General features: G+C 73.3%; 14 protein-coding genes. 7 read left to right on the top strand and 7 right to left on the bottom strand.

Features of this window, described 5'->3' with window-relative positions:
• Positions 1 to 65 precede the first annotated feature (65 nt).
• The 7 genes from ACWGR4_RS04695 (at position 66) to ACWGR4_RS04725 (ending at position 8380) form a co-directional block, all read left to right on the top strand.
• Positions 66 to 2045: a hypothetical protein gene (locus ACWGR4_RS04695; protein WP_452133156.1), complete on the top strand. Its 1980-nt coding sequence runs from the start codon at positions 66 to 68 to the stop codon at positions 2043 to 2045.
• A gap of 254 nt (positions 2046 to 2299) precedes the next feature.
• The gene (locus ACWGR4_RS04700; protein WP_452133157.1) at positions 2300 to 2980 is read left to right on the top strand and encodes a TetR/AcrR family transcriptional regulator; all 681 of its coding nucleotides are present in this window, start codon (positions 2300 to 2302) and stop codon (positions 2978 to 2980) included.
• 5 nt (positions 2981 to 2985) lie between these two features.
• Positions 2986 to 5757, top strand: coding sequence for a DEAD/DEAH box helicase (locus ACWGR4_RS04705; protein ID WP_452134180.1), 2772 nt, complete (start codon positions 2986 to 2988; stop codon positions 5755 to 5757).
• Positions 5754 to 6581 carry an SWIM zinc finger family protein gene (locus ACWGR4_RS04710; RefSeq protein ID WP_452133159.1) on the top strand — a complete coding sequence of 276 codons (828 nt, stop codon included), beginning with the start codon at positions 5754 to 5756 and terminating at the stop codon, positions 6579 to 6581. Before ACWGR4_RS04705 ends, ACWGR4_RS04710 begins: the two co-directional genes overlap by 4 nt.
• A 68-nt stretch (positions 6582 to 6649) precedes the next feature.
• Entirely contained in the window at positions 6650 to 7354 is a 705-nt protein-coding gene (locus ACWGR4_RS04715; protein ID WP_452133160.1) for an HAD family hydrolase, read from the top strand.
• Positions 7354 to 7806 carry an NUDIX hydrolase gene (locus tag ACWGR4_RS04720; RefSeq protein WP_452133161.1) on the top strand — a complete coding sequence of 151 codons (453 nt, stop codon included), beginning with the start codon at positions 7354 to 7356 and terminating at the stop codon, positions 7804 to 7806. The genes ACWGR4_RS04715 and ACWGR4_RS04720 overlap by 1 nt, the downstream gene beginning before the upstream one ends.
• A gap of 274 nt (positions 7807 to 8080) precedes the next feature.
• Positions 8081 to 8380 (top strand): DUF6342 family protein, encoded by a 300-nt coding sequence (locus tag ACWGR4_RS04725; RefSeq protein ID WP_380000526.1) that lies wholly within the window; start codon positions 8081 to 8083, stop codon positions 8378 to 8380.
• Positions 8381 to 8612: 232 nt separating this feature from the next.
• Here ACWGR4_RS04725 and ACWGR4_RS04730 read toward each other — a convergent pair whose 3' ends face one another.
• The 7 genes from ACWGR4_RS04730 to ACWGR4_RS04760 all read right to left on the bottom strand — a co-directional run bounded on the left by ACWGR4_RS04730 (position 8613) and on the right by ACWGR4_RS04760 (position 15943).
• Positions 8613 to 9275 carry a sirohydrochlorin chelatase gene (locus tag ACWGR4_RS04730; RefSeq protein ID WP_452133162.1) on the bottom strand — a complete coding sequence of 221 codons (663 nt, stop codon included), beginning with the start codon at positions 9273 to 9275 and terminating at the stop codon, positions 8613 to 8615.
• Between the two features lie 221 nt (positions 9276 to 9496).
• The gene (locus ACWGR4_RS04735) at positions 9497 to 9847 is read right to left on the bottom strand and encodes a cation:proton antiporter (protein WP_380000529.1); all 351 of its coding nucleotides are present in this window, start codon (positions 9845 to 9847) and stop codon (positions 9497 to 9499) included.
• Entirely contained in the window at positions 9834 to 10112 is a 279-nt protein-coding gene (locus ACWGR4_RS04740) for a monovalent cation/H+ antiporter complex subunit F (RefSeq protein WP_380000532.1), read from the bottom strand. Before ACWGR4_RS04740 ends, ACWGR4_RS04735 begins: the two co-directional genes overlap by 14 nt.
• The gene (locus ACWGR4_RS04745) at positions 10109 to 10696 is read right to left on the bottom strand and encodes a Na+/H+ antiporter subunit E (RefSeq protein ID WP_452133163.1); all 588 of its coding nucleotides are present in this window, start codon (positions 10694 to 10696) and stop codon (positions 10109 to 10111) included. The genes ACWGR4_RS04740 and ACWGR4_RS04745 overlap by 4 nt, the downstream gene beginning before the upstream one ends.
• Positions 10693 to 12264 (bottom strand): Na+/H+ antiporter subunit D, encoded by a 1572-nt coding sequence (locus tag ACWGR4_RS04750; protein ID WP_452133164.1) that lies wholly within the window; start codon positions 12262 to 12264, stop codon positions 10693 to 10695. The genes ACWGR4_RS04745 and ACWGR4_RS04750 overlap by 4 nt, the downstream gene beginning before the upstream one ends.
• Positions 12261 to 13073, bottom strand: a complete 813-nt coding sequence (locus ACWGR4_RS04755; RefSeq protein ID WP_380000538.1) for a Na(+)/H(+) antiporter subunit C — start codon at positions 13071 to 13073, stop codon at positions 12261 to 12263. Before ACWGR4_RS04755 ends, ACWGR4_RS04750 begins: the two co-directional genes overlap by 4 nt.
• Entirely contained in the window at positions 13070 to 15943 is a 2874-nt protein-coding gene (locus tag ACWGR4_RS04760; protein ID WP_452133165.1) for a Na+/H+ antiporter subunit A, read from the bottom strand. Before ACWGR4_RS04760 ends, ACWGR4_RS04755 begins: the two co-directional genes overlap by 4 nt.
• Positions 15944 to 15986 lie beyond the last annotated feature (43 nt).

Here is a 15986-nt window from a genome sequence, read left to right on the forward strand (position 1 = left end):
GCCGGGGGTCGCGGGGGTCGCGGGCCGCCGGAGTCGGCGTCGGGGCGACACGATAGGCATGTCGGATGGCACATACGACTGTCGACCCCCGTGACCAGTGGTTCTCCTCCGCGCTCGGCGGCCTCGTCACCGGCTCGGGCATGTGGTACCGCGAGATCCTGGCGGGCTTCACCCGAGTCGGCGGCTACCTCGGCGGCACCTGGTCCCCGCCCGCCGAGTCCGACGGGCCGGGCTGTGTCGGCGACGGGTCCTGGCCGGCGCTGATCGGCCGGATCGAGGCGGTCGCGCTGCGCGCGGCGGCACCGTCGACCAAACCCGAGCACCGCGAGGCGCTGCTCGCGCTGCTCGACCTGTGGGCGGACACGGTGTTCGCCGACCCGGCCGCGCGGATCCGCATCGGCAACGCACGCGCCGAGGCGACGGCGGTGCGCGACGACCGGGGGGCCACCATCGCGACCTCGTGGCCCCGGGACGGCCGCTGCGACGTGCTCCAGGTGTGGACCGGGGACGCGGCGCCGCCCGAGTTCGGCGGGCCGGTCGAGTGGGTCGACGCGCCGCGCGGCTGGGGCGACGCGGGGCAGTTGCGCCGGTTGGTCGAGACGGTGCGCGCCCGCGGGCCGATGCCGTGGCGTGCCGACGCGGGCGGCCGACTGGCCGAGGCGACCGGGGTCTCCCGGGCGGCGTCGGCGTTGCTGCTGACCGGCAACGCCGGGGGCATCAACACCGTGCCCCGGATGGAGCCGGACCAGCGCCGGGAGTTGGGCCTCGGCCCGGCCGAACTCGAAGCCGGGTTCGACGAGTTGCGCCGCCTCACCGAGACCGACCGCCTGGAGGTGTTCGCGGGCGTGCTCCCGGACGATCCGGCCGACCTGTGGGAGCCGACCGGCGCCGACGCACTCGCCGAGCGCATCGGCGCCGCGTGGGTGGCCCGGTTCGGGCGCACGACCCCGGTGCCGGAGGAGACACTGGCGGTGCTGGCCGAACTCGACCACGTCACGCTGCACACCCCCGCCGCCCACATCTGCGCCGCGTTCCTGGCCCCGGCCACCCACCCGCTGAGCAGCGTGGACCACGATCCCTGGTTGGCCGAGGGCGTCGGCGGGGTGTACTGCACCAGCGAGGGGCAGGGGGTGCGCTGGTTCGAGGAGTTCCTGAAGTCGCTCGCCGGCGCGCTGCCCGTGATCTACGCCGAGTTGCCCGCCGGGGACCCGGTCCGGGCCGGAGTGCCCGCCCTGCTGGCCGAGTTGCGCGCCCGGTTCGATCATCCGGGCCTGCTCCTCGCCGCCGGCTACGCGGCGCGGACGTGCGACTCCGCCGACCGGCTGCGCGAGTTGTTCGGCGATCGCCCCTACGTCGGCCCGATCCCGCTCACCACGACGACCTTCGACGACGGCCTGACCATCGCCTCGATCGCCGAACCCACCGACCGCCACCCGGACCCGACGACCCGCCTGCACTTCCGGCCCGCGTACTACACCGACGACGAACGTTCCACGCTGCTGCGCGAGGTGGCCTCCAGTGGTGCGTACGCCCGCGACGTGGTCGACCTGATCCGGGGCGACTGGAGCAGGCGGGTGGCGGAGCGCATCACGAGCGGCGCGCTGCCGGTCGGCGGGTACGAGTGCGACCCGGCCGTCGCCGCGCCCGAGACGGTGGCCCGGGTCGCCAAGGCGCTGTCGGTGGACACCGACGCGGCGGCCCTGTACCTGCAAATCCTCGTCCTCGAACGCCCGAGCGATCGCCGGGTGCGCCGCTGGAACGGCTGGAACACCGCACGCCACAAGCGGGCGGCCGGCGCGCTGGAGACGGCCGGCGTGGTGGTCGCGGACAAGCGCGCACGGGCCGGGCGCGGCATCTTCCTCCCGGGCGACTGGGCCAGGGCGACGCACAAGTGGCTGTGGCCGATGGAGGTGTGGAAGGCGAAGCTGCTCGGCGTGCAGACGATCGGCGACCGGGTCTGGGGGCGGCACACCTGGCACCTGACCCTGCCCGAACTGTTCGCCCACGCGTGGGACGTCGTCGAGCGGGGTGACGGCCCGGCCTGACCCGGGTCGGGCAGCCGTCGACCGCACCGACCGCCGACCGCCGACCGCCGACCGCCGACCGCCGACCGAAAAAGGGAACTCGGTACGCTGTACGGAACTACTCCGCATAGCGTACGGTACGCCATACGGAGTTTCCGACGAAGGGCGTACGAGTGGCACGGGAACGGGGTGGGCGCGCAGATCCCGCGCGGACGCTCGCGCTGTTGTGGCGTACGGGCGACGGGCCCACCCGTGGGCCGAAGCAGGGGCTGACCGTGGATCGTGTCGTCCGCGCCGCGATCGAGCTGGCCGACGCCGACGGGCTCGACGCGTTGTCGATGCGCGCGGTCGCCGAACGCCTCGGCGTCGGCACCATGTCGCTCTACACCTATGTGCCGGGCAAGGCGGAGCTGCTGCACGTCATGTTCGACACCGTGCTCGGCGAGTGCGCCCTGCCCGATCCGACCGGGATCGGCTGGCGCGCGGCGCTCGAACAACGGGCCCGCGCCGACCGGGAGTTGGCCCGCCGGCATCCGTGGGTGGTGCGCCTGTGGGGACCCGGCCTGCTGCTGATGGGCCCGCGACTGACCGCCCGGGCCGAGGCGGGGCTGCGCACGGTCGCCGACCTCGGGCTGTCCGACGCGGAGATGGCGCACGTCGTCGGCCTCGTCGACGGCTACGTGCGAGGCGTCGCCCAGGTGACCGTCGACGTCGGTCGGGACGCACTCGCCGGCGGCGCCGGCTACGACGACTGGTGGGCGGAGAGCACCCCCTACCTGGAGCAACTGATCCGACCCACCCGCTTCCCCACCCTCACCCGGATCTGGGAGGGCGGCGTCTACGAGCAGGCCCCCGACGCGGGCTTCGAATTCGGCCTGCGCCTGGTCCTGGACGGCATCGAGAACCTGATCCGCTCGCGGCGCTCCCCCGCCGCGTCCCCGGCACCCCAGGAGTAACGGACATCGCCACCCGCGCCCCGCACCCCCCGCTCGACCTGACCCGCCACGCGGCCACCTTCGCGCCCGCCGATCCGCCACGCGCCGGCACCGTCGCGTTCTGGCCGCACGAGGACGGCCCGGACACGATCACCGTGCTCGACGCCGACGGCGTGGCCCGCACCCATCCCGCCGTACGGCTGCCCGTCGCCGACGCGGTCCGGGTGCTCTCCCGGGCCCGGCGCGCCCCCGACGCGCATCCGGCCGCCGCGTTCTGGGGCGCGGCCACCGTGCTTGCCCTGCAACTGGTCGCGCGCGGGCGCATGTTGCCCGGACTCTCCGCCGCCGACCACGACGCGTGGCGGGCCGGTCCGCTGGACGTCGCCGACGTCGAGCGGGTGCGGGCGCTGGCCGACGCGATGCCGGGCGAGGCGCGGGCGATCCCGACCGACGGCGGCACCCTGCTCCCGGCGGCGACCCCGCTGGTCCGGGCCTTCCTGGACGCGGTCGCCGACACCATGCCGCGCACCGCCGCCGGGCCGCACGCGGGCGACGGCGCGTTCGCCGCTCCCGCCGCGCGGAAGTTGCCCGCGCTGCGCCCGTGGTCGGACCGGGTGGCCGCCGGGCACGACCGGGGTGTCCGGATCTCGCTGCGGCTGGAGAGCAACGACGTCGAGCGCGCGCCGTTCGTGGCGATCGTCCAGGCGCACTCGCTCGCCGACCCGACCGCCGTGGTCGACGCCGACACGCTGTGGACCGGCACCGACGCGCGCTTCGGCGAACGGGCCCGGCCCGACGTGCTGGTCGCACTGCGCCGGGCGGCCCGGATCTGGCCCGCCCTGGAACCGCTGCTGACCGCGAGCGTCCCGGACCGCGTGGTGGTCGCCGACGACGACCTGGGGACCCTGCTCGGCGCCGCGACCGCCCGACTCGCCGCCGCCGGCGTCGAGGTGCACTGGCCCCGCGACCTGGTCCGCGATCTCACCGCCCGGGCCGTGATCGGCGCCCACGACCACGCGCCCCGGGACCTGCGCGCCTTTCTCGGCGGCGACACCCCGCTCGGCTTCGACTGGCAACTCGCGCTCGGCGGCGACACGTTGACCACCGCCGAACTGGACGCGCTGGCCGAGTCGCACCGCCCGGTGGTGCGCCTGCGCGACCGCTGGGTGCTGATCGATCCCGCCCTGATGGCCAAGGCCCGCAATCGTTCGATCAAGCCGCTCACCCCGATCGAGGCCCTGACCGGCGCGCTGACCGGCGGCATCGAGGTGGGCGGCAAACGCATCGAGGTGGGCACCTCGGCATGGCTGGACGAGTTGCGCGCGCGGATCGCCGACCCGGACGGCGGCGGCGAGCCGATCGGCGCCCCCGCCGCGCTCGCCGCGACGCTGCGCGACTACCAGCTGCGCGGACTGCGCTGGCTGGACCGGATGACCTCGCTGGGCCTGGGCGGTTGCCTCGCCGACGACATGGGCCTGGGCAAGACGATCACCCTGATCGCGCTGCACCTGCACCGCGCGGCCGACGCCGAGGACCCGAACGGCGCCGCGCCGACCCTGGTGGTCTGTCCGGCGTCGCTGCTCGGCAACTGGGAGCGGGAGATCACCCGTTTCGCACCGGGCACCCCGGTGCGCCGCTTCCACGGCGGCGCCCGCAGCCTCGACGACCTCACCACCGGATTCGTCCTCACCACCTACGGCACGATGCGCCTGGACGCGGCCCGCTTGGCCGCCGTGCCGTGGGACCTGGTGGTCGCCGACGAGGCGCAACACGTCAAGAACCACACCTCCGCCACCGCCAAGGCGCTGCGCCGCATCCCGGCGCGGGCCAGGATCGCGCTCACCGGAACACCCGTGGAGAACCGGCTGACCGAGCTGTGGGCGATCCTGGACTGGACCACCCCGGGCCTGCTCGGTACCGCGAGCACGTTCCGCCGACGCTGGACCAAGCCGGTGGAGGCGGACCGCGACGGGCCCACCGCCGAGCGACTGGCCAGGCTGGTCGCGCCGTTCCTGCTCCGCCGCCGCAAGTCCGACCCGGGCATCGCGCCCGAGTTGCCGGCCAAGACCGAGACCGACCAGCCGGTGGCGCTCACCCGCGAGCAGGTCGGACTGTACGAGGCGGCGGTGCGCGAGGCGATGGCCGAACTCGACGCGGCCGGCTCCGACATGGCCCGGCGCGGGCGCATCGTCAAGCTGCTCACCGGCCTCAAGCAGATCTGCAACCACCCGGCGCAATATCTGAAGGAGCCCGAGCCCCGCCTCGCGGGCCGCTCCGGCAAACTCGAACTGCTCGACGAGTTGCTGGACACCATCCTGGCCGAGGACGGCTCGGTGCTGGTGTTCACCCAGTACGTGGCCATGGCCCGACTGCTGCGCACCCACCTGACCGCCCGCGGCATCGGCAACCAACTCCTGCACGGCGGCACCTCGGTGGCCCGCCGCGACGCCCTGGTCACCCGTTTCCAGGAAGGCGCGGTCCCGGTCTTCCTGCTCTCGCTCAAGGCCGCGGGCACCGGGCTCAACCTCACCCGCGCCGACCACGTGGTGCACTACGACCGCTGGTGGAACCCCGCCGTGGAGGAGCAGGCCACCGACCGGGCGTACCGGATCGGGCAGACCCGACCCGTGCAGGTGCACCGGTTCATCGCCGAGGGCACCATCGAGGACCGGATCGCCGAGATGTTGCGGGACAAGCGCGCGCTCGCCGACTCCGTGCTCGCCCACGGCGAGACCGCGCTGACCGAACTCTCCGACACCGAACTCGCCGACCTGGTCCAGTTGAGGAGTGCCCGATGACCGCCGCCGCGTCGGCCCGCGCCTTTCCCGCCTTCGCCCCGCGCCGCGCCCACGGCCTCGCTGGTCGGACCTGGTGGGGCCGCGCCTGGACGGAAGCCCTCGAACACGCCGCGCTGGACGGCCGGCCGCTGCGCAACGGCCGCGCATACGCCGCCTCCGGCCGGGTCGGGCCGATCACGATCGCACCGGGCCGGATCACCGCGCGCGTGTCCGACGCCGACGGCACGTCGTACCGCACCGAGGTTCGGATCGAGCCGCTGGACGACGCGCGCTGGGAGCGCCTGCTCGACCAGGTGGCCGCCGAGGCGGGGCACCTGGCCGCGCTCCTGGAGCGGGAGTTGCCACGCGAGCTGGTGGCCGCCGCCGCGGACGCGGACGTGTCCCTGCTGCCGGGCATGGACGAGCTGGATCACGAATGCGACTGCCCCGACTGGGAGTTGCCGTGTCGACACGGCGCCGCACTGGGCTATCAGACGGCCTGGCTGCTGGACGCGGACCCGTTCGTGTTGTTGCTGATGCGCGGCCGGGACGAACCGGCCGTGCTGGAGCGGTTGCGCACGCGGCAGCCGCGTCCCACCACGAAACCGGGCGACGCGGCCGGGATCGACGCGCGCGCGGCGTACCGTGCGGTCGACGCCCTGCCGGCCGACCCGCCGCCGGTGCACGAACCCGCCGCGCCGCTGCGCGTCGCCCCCGCCCCGGGCATCCCGGCCGGCGAGTTGGAACGACTGGCCGCGGCGGCGGCGCGGCGGGCCCGGGAACTGCTCGCGGAGCGGGACGAGGCCACCGTCCGAAATCCGCCGGCGGAAGAGATAACCCGATGATCGTGCGGGGGTTTCGGCTCTAGGATGAACGGCGCCGTATCGCCGACCGGACAGAAATGAACCGAACCATGCACACCCCAGCGGGCTCCCCTCGTCAGGTCCTGATCTTCGATGCGGACGACACTCTGTGGGAGAACAACATCCTGTTCGAGCGGGTCATCGACAACTACCTCGACTGGGTCGCCCACCCCACCCTGGACCGGACCCAGATCCGGGCGATCCTCAACGACGTGGAGGCCGCGAACGCGATCACCCACGGCTACGGCAGCAAGATGTTCCTGCGCAGCCTGGGCGAAACGCTGGAGCGGCTGTTCGCCCGCTCCGCCACCGAGGCGGAGCTGCGGCACATCGACACGTTGGCGGTCGCGCTCCTGGAGGACCGGATGGAACTGGTGCCCGGTGTGGTGGAGACGCTCACCGCGCTCGGCGCCCGGCACGACCTGATGTTGCTCACCAAGGGTGACACCGAGGAGCAACAGCGCAAGATCGACGCCTCCGCGCTGGCCCACCACTTCCGCAGCACGCACATCGTGCCGGAGAAGGGCGTCGACGTGTACGTCGACCTGATGCGCGAGCACGCGCTGGCGCCGGAGACCACCTGGATGATCGGCAACTCCCCCAAATCGGACATCCTGCCGGCGCGCGGCGCGGGCCTGGGCGCGGTGTTCATCCCGAACGCGCACACCTGGGTCCTGGAGCAGAGCGAGTTGGACCCGCACGACGAACGGGTGCTCACCCTGGCCGCGTTCCCCGACCTGCTCCGGCACTTCTGATGGCCGCCGACCGGCCCGCGGACCGGCCCGCCGGGCCCTCGGTGTCCTGCGTCTTCGTCTGCCACGACGGCGCCGGGCGGGTGCTGCTGGCCCGCCGCGCGGCCGCCGCCCGGGACGAGCCCGGCACGTGGGACACCGGCGCCGGCGCGCTGGAGTGGGGCGAGACGTTCGAGGAGGCGGTCACGCGCGAGGTGCGCGAGGAGTACGGCACCGAGCCGCTGTCCATCGAGCCCCTCGGCGCCCGCAACGTCCTGCGCGGCGACCCGATCGCGTCGCACTGGGTCGCGGTCGTCTTCGCGGTCCGCATCGACCCGGAGGGTGCGACCATCGGCGAACCCCACAAGTTCGACGCCCTGGCCTGGTTCACCCCCGACACTCCGCCCGCACCGCTGCACTCGCAGTGCGCGGCCACCCTCGACCTCTTCCGCACCCACTCCGCCTCGGCGCGTTGACCGTCCGGCACCTTCTTCATACGACACGTGTCAATGCGCACCGCTTGACCGAAAAGCGGTTGATATTCAGTAAATAAGCCAATGATGCGGAACCCGACGCCATCAAGCGAACCGCCTGTGTACGTTCGTGCTCGGTCCGGGTGACGTACCGCGTCACCTCGGCCGAGCAAGGCTCTTCACTGGAGGGCGGGCGTGCGGGATCGGACCTCGGCACGGAACAGCGGTCGAGATCCGGGACGAGTCACGACCCGCTGGGGAAATGAGAGGAAGCCTCATGGCGGACATCGATCTCGGACTTGCCTCGGACTGGGAAGAGGGCGACACCCACGGCCGCATCAAGCTGCGGCAGAACCAGGTCTACCCGACCTCGCCCAAGAAGGACGTGCTGATCAGCTCGCCGGTGAGCATCGAGCTGTCGGTGAACACGAACTACTCCACCTCCCAGGAGGCGGACAAGATCTACTTCACGACGTACCACGGCTCCACGAAGAAGATCATCGCGGTCCTCGACTCCGACGGAAACCTGCGCATCGCCGGGAAGCTGATCACGGACCAAAAGGACCTGTCGTACTGACGGGTGACGCGCGTCGACCCCCGTGCCCGCGACACCGCGCACCACAGGCGACGCGGCGCACGGGCACCTCATCGGCATCGGCGGCGCCGCCGTAGGTGAGCCCCGGGGAACGTGAACGGCACCAGGGCGCCCGAGCGCGTCCGAACGACGGTGGGGGTTGGGGGCAAGGGCCCGCCGCCGCTCCCACCGTCGTTCCCGGCCGGCCGGCCGGTCTCGGGCGCGCTCGCCCGGATCAGGCAAGCTCAGCCGTGCGGACGCGGGGGCGAAAGCCGTCCACGGCCAGGCCGACCCGGGCGGCGAGGATGCCGGCCGCGGTCGCCTTCGACAACAACGGGGCCACGCCCGGCACCGCCGGCAGCACGAACGAGGCGGGGATCGCGACGGTACGGGCCGCGCCGAGCACGCGGCAGCGCTCCAGGGCGCGGCCCAGGTCCGGGTCGCCGCCGATCAGCGCGACCTCGACGATCCGGTGGGTGCCGTACTGCCACACCAGCCGGGCCAGTCGGTACAGTTCCGCGTCCTCGTCCGGTCCCGCCGCGGGCGCGGTGACCAGGACCGCGGCCCGCGCGGGCACCCGCGCCGCCGCCGCGCGCAACCACCCGATCAGCTGTCCGCCGGCACCGAACGGCCGACCGAGAACCACCCGCGGGCGCTCCGCCGCCGGCAGCGCGCGCAGGGTCCGCGTGGTCTCCGCGAGCAGCCCGGCGTCCCGACCCAGCGTCATCGGCACCACGCACACCCGGTCCGCCCCCCGGCCCAGCAGCGCGGACACCGCCCGCTGCGTCTGCCGGCCGGCGGCCACCGATGTCACCTCGGGGCCGAGCAGTCCCGGCAGCGCCGCGCCGTGCGCGCTCTCGTGCCCGCCGACCGCCACCACGGCCACCCGCTCCGCCACGACTCAACCGCCGTTCGGGGCACGATCGCGCCCGGGCCGGCCGGCTGCCTCGCGGGGTTCGGGATTCATCGTGGATTCCTTTCTCGGCCGGCCGCGCCCGGATGGTTGTCTCGTCCCGGGTATCCACCGAACCGGCGCACCAACCCCGGCCATCGGAGTGAAATCCGACCATCAGCCGATCATCCGACCGCGCGGCGCCACGAGCACCGTCCGGATCCGGATCAACCCGCCGGGTCGGGCCGCTCCGCGAGTTCGTCGACGACGAGGTCGCCCGTCGGCAGGTGCGGCAGGCGGTACACCGCGTGGCCCACCAGGTGGGTGGCCACCGGGACCGTGGTCAGTTGGAAGAACGCCACCATCACCAGCATCCCGACGTCGATCCCGCTGCGCAGCCGCAGGCCGAGGCCGAGGGTGACCAGGAGCAGCCCGAGCACCTGCGGCTTGGCCACGGTGTGCATCCGCGACAGGGTGTCCGGGAAGCGCAACACGCCCACCCCCGCGACGAAGGCGAGCGCGCAGCCCGCGAGCAGGCAGCCCACCGCCGCGCCGTCGGCGAACTCACCCGCGCGCACGTCGGCTCCCCTCCCGGGCGGAGAAGCGCACGATCGACACCGAGCCCAGGAAACCGACCAGGCCGAGCGCGAGCAGCACCGGAACGGTGGTGGTGTGCCGGTTCAGCGTCGCCTCGGCGGCGATCGCTGCCAACATCACCGCGAGCAGCATGTCCACCGCCACCGCCCGGTCCAGCGTGGACGGCCCGCGCACCAGCCGGATCAGCGCCATCAGCGCGGCCGAGCCGAGCAGCACGATCACGGTGCCGCCGACGAGTGGATTCATGGGTGCTCCCCGGGAGTTCGGGCGGACAGGGACGGATCCTCCGGGCCGGCGCGGTCCGCGCGGGTCCCGAACGCGCCGACCGCGCGGGCAGCCAATCGCAGCACCGCCCGGCGGGCCGCCGCCACCGCCGCCGGTGTGTCGGCGCCGAGCGCGTGGATGAACAGCGTGGTCGAGCGGCCCCGATCGATCTCGATCACGATGCTGCCGGGCAGTACGTTCAGGGCCAGCACGGTGAGGGTGAGCAACAGGTCGGAGCGGGGCGTAAGTTCCACCGCGAGCACCGAGTTGCGCGGCAACCTGCCCGGCCACAGCGCCTGCCACGCGACACGTAGCGAGGACACCACCAGGTCGAGCCCGAAGCGCAGCACGAAGCGCACCAGCCCCCAGGGCCGGAAGGCGAGCCGATCCCGCGCCGGCGACAGCGGCAACAGGGCAAGCATGAGCACCGCGGACACCACCCCGGTGAGCACGTTGGCCACGGTCAACGTGCCCCACAGCGCCACCCACACGGCGGTCAGCCACACCACGAGCAGCGGCGAGATGCGCCGCCGGGGGCGCGCCGCGTCGACCCGGGTGGCGTTCATCGGCCTCCGCTGCGGTGCACCCCGCCGGGCAACGGGACGGCGTCGACATAGGCGGAGCGACCCACCAGTTCGGCCCCCGTACGATCGGCCAGCGCGACCAGCGGGCCGGCCCACACGGTGAAGGCCACCCCCACCGCGACCAGCGCGCAGGTCGCCAGTGTCATCGCGCGCGGCAGCACACTGGTGGTCGCCGCGACGTCGCGCCCGCTCAGGCTCGCGCCCGAGGAGTAGGCGGTCGCCCCCGAGTGGTCGGCCGTACCGCCGAACACCTGCCCCCACACCCGGGCCATCGCGTACAGCGTGAGCAGGCTGGTCGCCACCGCCGCGCCGATCAGCACGTACGAGGTGACCGTGCCGAACTCCGCACCCGCGCGCAACAGCAGCCATTTACCCAGGAATCCGGACAGCGGCGGAATCCCGCCCAGGTTCATGGCGGCCACGAAGAACAACACCGCGAGCACGGGCGACATCCGGGCCAGACCGCCGAGCCGGCCCAGGTCGGTGCTTCCGCCGCGCCGCTCGATCAGCCCGGCGACCAGGAACAGCGAGGTCTGCACGGTGATGTGGTGGACCGCGTAGAACACCGCCCCGGCCAGACCCGCGGCGCTCGCCAGGGCGATCCCGAACACCATGTAGCCGATGTGGCTGATCAGCGTGAACGACAACAACCGGTTCAGGTCGCGCTGCACGATCGCGCCCAGGATGCCCACGATCATCGTCGCCGCGGCGACCACGAGCAGCAGTTCGCGCACCCGCCCGTCCGGGAACAGCAGCGTCTGCACCCGGATGATCGCGTACACCCCGACCTTGGTCAGCAGCCCGGCGAACACCGCGGTGACCGGCGCGGGCGCGGTCGGGTACGCGTCGGGCAACCACGCGGACAGCGGGAACACCGCCGCCTTGACCCCGAACGCGATCAGCAGCATCGACTCCAGGATCAACCGCACCCCGGGGTCCACCTCGGGCAACCGCACCGCGAGCTGGGCCAGATTGACCGTGCCGGTGGCCGCGTACACCATCGCAATCGCGGCCAGGAACACCAGCGAGGACAGCAGGCCCACCACCACGTAGCCCGCGCCCGCGCGCACCCGCGCGGCGGTGCCGCCGACGGTCAACAACACGTAGCTGGCCGCGAGCAGCACCTCGAAGCCCACGTACAGGTTGAACAGGTCGCCCGCCAGGAACGCGTCGGCCACGCCGGCGACCAGGATCAGGTAGGTGGGGTGGAACACCGACAGCGGCGTGGCCTCGTCCTCGTCCGCACGTCCCTGGCCGATCGAGTAGATCAGCACGCCCAGGGTGACCGCGCAGGAGATCACCAGCATCAGCGCGGAGAGCCGGTCCGCCACCAGCACGATGCCGGTCGGCGCGGGCCAGCCCGCCATCTGCGCCACCACCGGACCGTCCCGGTCGGCCGACACGAGCAGCGCAACGGCCACGCCGAGTACGGCGGTCAACACGCCGACACTGATCACCCGCTGGCCCCGCGGCAGCCGGCCGCCGATGGCCAGCTTGAGGCCCGCGCCGAACAGCGGCAGCAGTACCGGCAGCGCGACCAGGTGATTCATCGGCGCGGCTCGTTCCCGCCCCGGTCCGCCCGGAACGCCGTCGCGCCGTGGCCGGACCCGATCGTGGTCGTCTCGCGCGGAAACTCGGTGTCCGGCACCGCGTCCACCACGCCGTCCGCCCGCGCCACGGCCGCCCGCTCGGCCCGCGCCTGCCGGTTCAACTCGCGCCGCGCGGCCCGGAAGCGGGCGCGCAACTCGCGCTGCTGGACCCGGTGTTCGGACTTGATCCCGCGCAGCCGCAGGCGCAGCTCGGCGCGCCGCTCGCGGGCGATCCGCTGCTCCTCGGGCCGCCCGCCGTGCCCGCGCTCGTCCACGCCGAGCCGCCGGCATTCGGCCGCGTAGTTGGCCCGCGCCTCGACCGCGAGCCTGCGCACCACCGCCCGCCTGGCCGCGGTCTGCTCGCGCAACTCGCGCCGCAGCCGCCGGTGTTCGGCCCGCAGGTCGCCGCGTTCGGCGCGGCGCACCACGCGCAGGTCCTCGGCGTCGTCCTGGATCTCGTCGGTCCCGGTCAACTCCCAGTGCCGGTGCACCATCGACAACACGAACGCGGTCACCGCGAGGGTGATCACGATCGCGGTCAGCACCATCGCCTGGGGCAGCGGGTCGTTCATCCGGCCCGGGAGGGTCACGCCGAGCACCGGCGCGCCACCCGCCCAGCCACCGCCGGAGAGCACGATGAGGTTGGCTCCGTTGCCGATCAGCACCACTCCGAGGAGCACGCGGGTGAGGCTGCGTTCGAGGATCAGGTACACCCCGACGCCCACCAGGACCGCCGCGGTGAGTACCAGGATCAGGGTGGGGCTTTTCATACGATCACTGTCCGTTCGGCATCGGGGTCGCGGGTCTGTTCGATGCGTCGGTCCAACTCCGCGCCCAACGCGCTCAGCACGTCCTGCACGAGGCCGATCACGAGGAGGTAGACGCCGATGTCGAAGAACACCGACGTCGCGATGTGCACGCCGCCGAACACCGGCAGATCGGCGTCGAGCACGGTGCTGCGCAGCGGTGCGCCGCCGACGATCAGGCCGACCAGGGCGGCGCCGGCGGCGACCACCAGGCCGGTGCCGAGCAGCCGCCCGGCGGGCAGCGGCGCGGCTTCGGCCAGTTCGTACCGGCCGCCCGCGAGGTAGCGCACCAGGAGCGCGAGTCCGGCGGTGATCCCGCCCGCGAAGCCGCCGCCCGGCGTGGAGTGGCCGCTGAACAGGAAGTAGAGGGAGAGGATGAGCACGGTCGGGAAGGCCACCCGGGCGACCACCTCGAACAGCACCGTGCGCCGCTCGGGGGCGAGCGTGCGGGCGGCGACCAGGCGGCCGGCCGGCTCGGGTTCGTGGCTCGGATGTGCGTCGTCACCGTCGACGGGCAGCGGCGGCGCGTCGGGCGCGCGGTCGGCGAGTCGGGGCAACTCCCGGGTCCGGCGCACGAAGATCAGGCTGGTCACCCCGATCGCGGCGACCGCGAGCACCGCGATCTCGCCCATCGTGTCCCAGGCCCGGATGTCCACGAGCAGCACGCTGACGATCTCCTTGCCCCCGGCCTCCTTGGCCGCGGCGGCGAACGCCTCGGACACCGGGGGCCGCGTCCGCGCGGCGAACGCCGATACCGCGACGCTCGCGAGCACGCCCCCGGTCAGCACCGCAATTACGATGTGCACGGCGCGGCGCACGGGTCGGGTGGTATTTCGGAAGCGGCTGGGCAGTCGGCGCAGGACCAGCAGGAACACCACCAGACTGACCGTCTCCACCAGGCCCTGGGTGAGCGCGAGGTCGGGGGCGCCCTGGAGGACGAACAACGTCGCGCAGCCGTAGCCGGTGACGCCGACGAGCAGCACGGTGGGCAGCCTGCCCCGGGTGCCGGCGGCGATCAGCGCGGCGGCCACGACCAGGAGGGCGACCACGACCTGGGCGGCGGAGTCCCACCAGCGTGGCGTGTCCGGGAAGGGCAGCGGGAGTCGGCCGAGCGCGGCGGCGGCGGTGATCGCGATCAGGCTGAGCAGGATCACCCCGACGTACACCGGCATCGACCCGCGCTGGGTGGTACCGGTCAGCTGCAACGCGCCCCGATCGACGCCGCGCACCAGCAGGTCGTACAGCCGCGAGGGCTCGACTCGCGCGGTGGCCAGTTGTACCCGCACCACCGGCTCGCGGGCCAGGAAGAGCACGATGCCCAGGCAGACGGCGGCGGTGGACAGGTTCAGCGCGATGCCGGGGCCGTGCCACAGGGCCAGGTGGTAGTCGGTGCCGCCGGCCGGGAACAGGTCGGCGTACGAGGAGATCCAGTGGTCGAGCGAGGGCGCGGCCAAGCCGAGCCCGAGGCAGCTCGCGCCGAGCAGCAGGGCCGGGGCCAGGAGCAGTCCCCCCAGGGGCGCGCACCTGGTGGTGGGCACGCCGTGCTTGCGGGCGAAGGCGCCCCACACGAAGCGCAGGCTGTAGCCGGCGGTCAGCGCCGATCCGGCGACCAGGACGCCGAGCACGACGGTGTCGGCCCGGCCCCGGTGCAGGAACGCCTCGTACACCGCCTCCTTGGCGACGAACCCGGCCGTCGGCGGCAGTCCGGCCATGGACAGCGCGGCGACCACCGCGACCAGGCAGGTGACCGGCATGGCGCGGGCCAGGCCGGACAGTCGGCGCAGGTCGCGGGTGCCGGCGCCGTGGTCGATGATGCCGACCACGAGGAACAGGCCGGCCTTGAACAGGGCGTGCGCGACCAGTATCGCGATGCCGGCGAGCGCCGCGTCCCGGTTGCCGGCGCCGGTGACCACGGTGAGCAGGCCGAGTTGGCTGACCGTGCCGTAGGCGAGGACACGTTTCAGGTCGTTCTCGCGCAGCGCGCGCCACCCGGCCAGGAGCAGCGTGGCGCAGCCGGTGATCAGCACGATCGGCCGCCAGGGCGCGAGTTCGGCGAAGCCGGGGGCGAGCCGGGCGATCAGGTACACGCCGGCCTTGACCATCGCGGCGGCGTGCAGGTAGGCGCTGACCGGGGTGGGCGCCGCCATGGCTGCGGGCAGCCAGGATCCGAACGGCACGATCGCCGACTTGGCCAGCGCGCCGACCAGGATCAGCACGATCGAGGTGGTCACGAGCGTGCCGCCGGGCGGATCGGCCAGGATCTCGGAGAGCCGGTAGGTGCCGGCTCGTTCGCCGAGCAGGATCAGCCCGACCAGCATCGCCAGGCCGCCGAAGGTGGTGATGGTCAGCGCCTGCATCGCGGCCCGGCGCGAGCCCCGGTGTTCGCTGCGATGGCCGATCAGGAGGTAGGAGAAGACCGTGGTCAACTCCCAGAACACGTACAGCAGGATCAGGTCGTCGGTGGTGACGAGCCCGATCATCGCGCCGGCGAAGGCGACCAGGACCCCGGCGAAGGCACCGAGCCCGGGTTCGTCGTCGTCGAAGTAGCGCGCGCAATAGACGAGGACGAGTACGCCCACGCCCGCCGCGAGGAACACCATCAGCAGCGCCAGGGCGTCACACCGGAAGGCCAGCGCGACGCCTTGCTGGGGAATCCACGCCCGCGACTCGACCAGGGCGTGGCCGTCGAAGACCGAGCCGGCCTGGGCAAGCGCCCAGCCGGTGGTCGCGACCGGCAGCGCGGCGAGCACCACGAAGGCGTTGCGCCCGAGGCGGCGAACCAGCCATGGAGCGATCGCCGCGACCACGAAGTACGAGGCCACCGAGAGGATCATGACGCTACGTTAGGACGTAACTACCCTAAATCACCTCAAATCG

This window comes from Embleya sp. NPDC055664, from assembly GCF_053618075.1.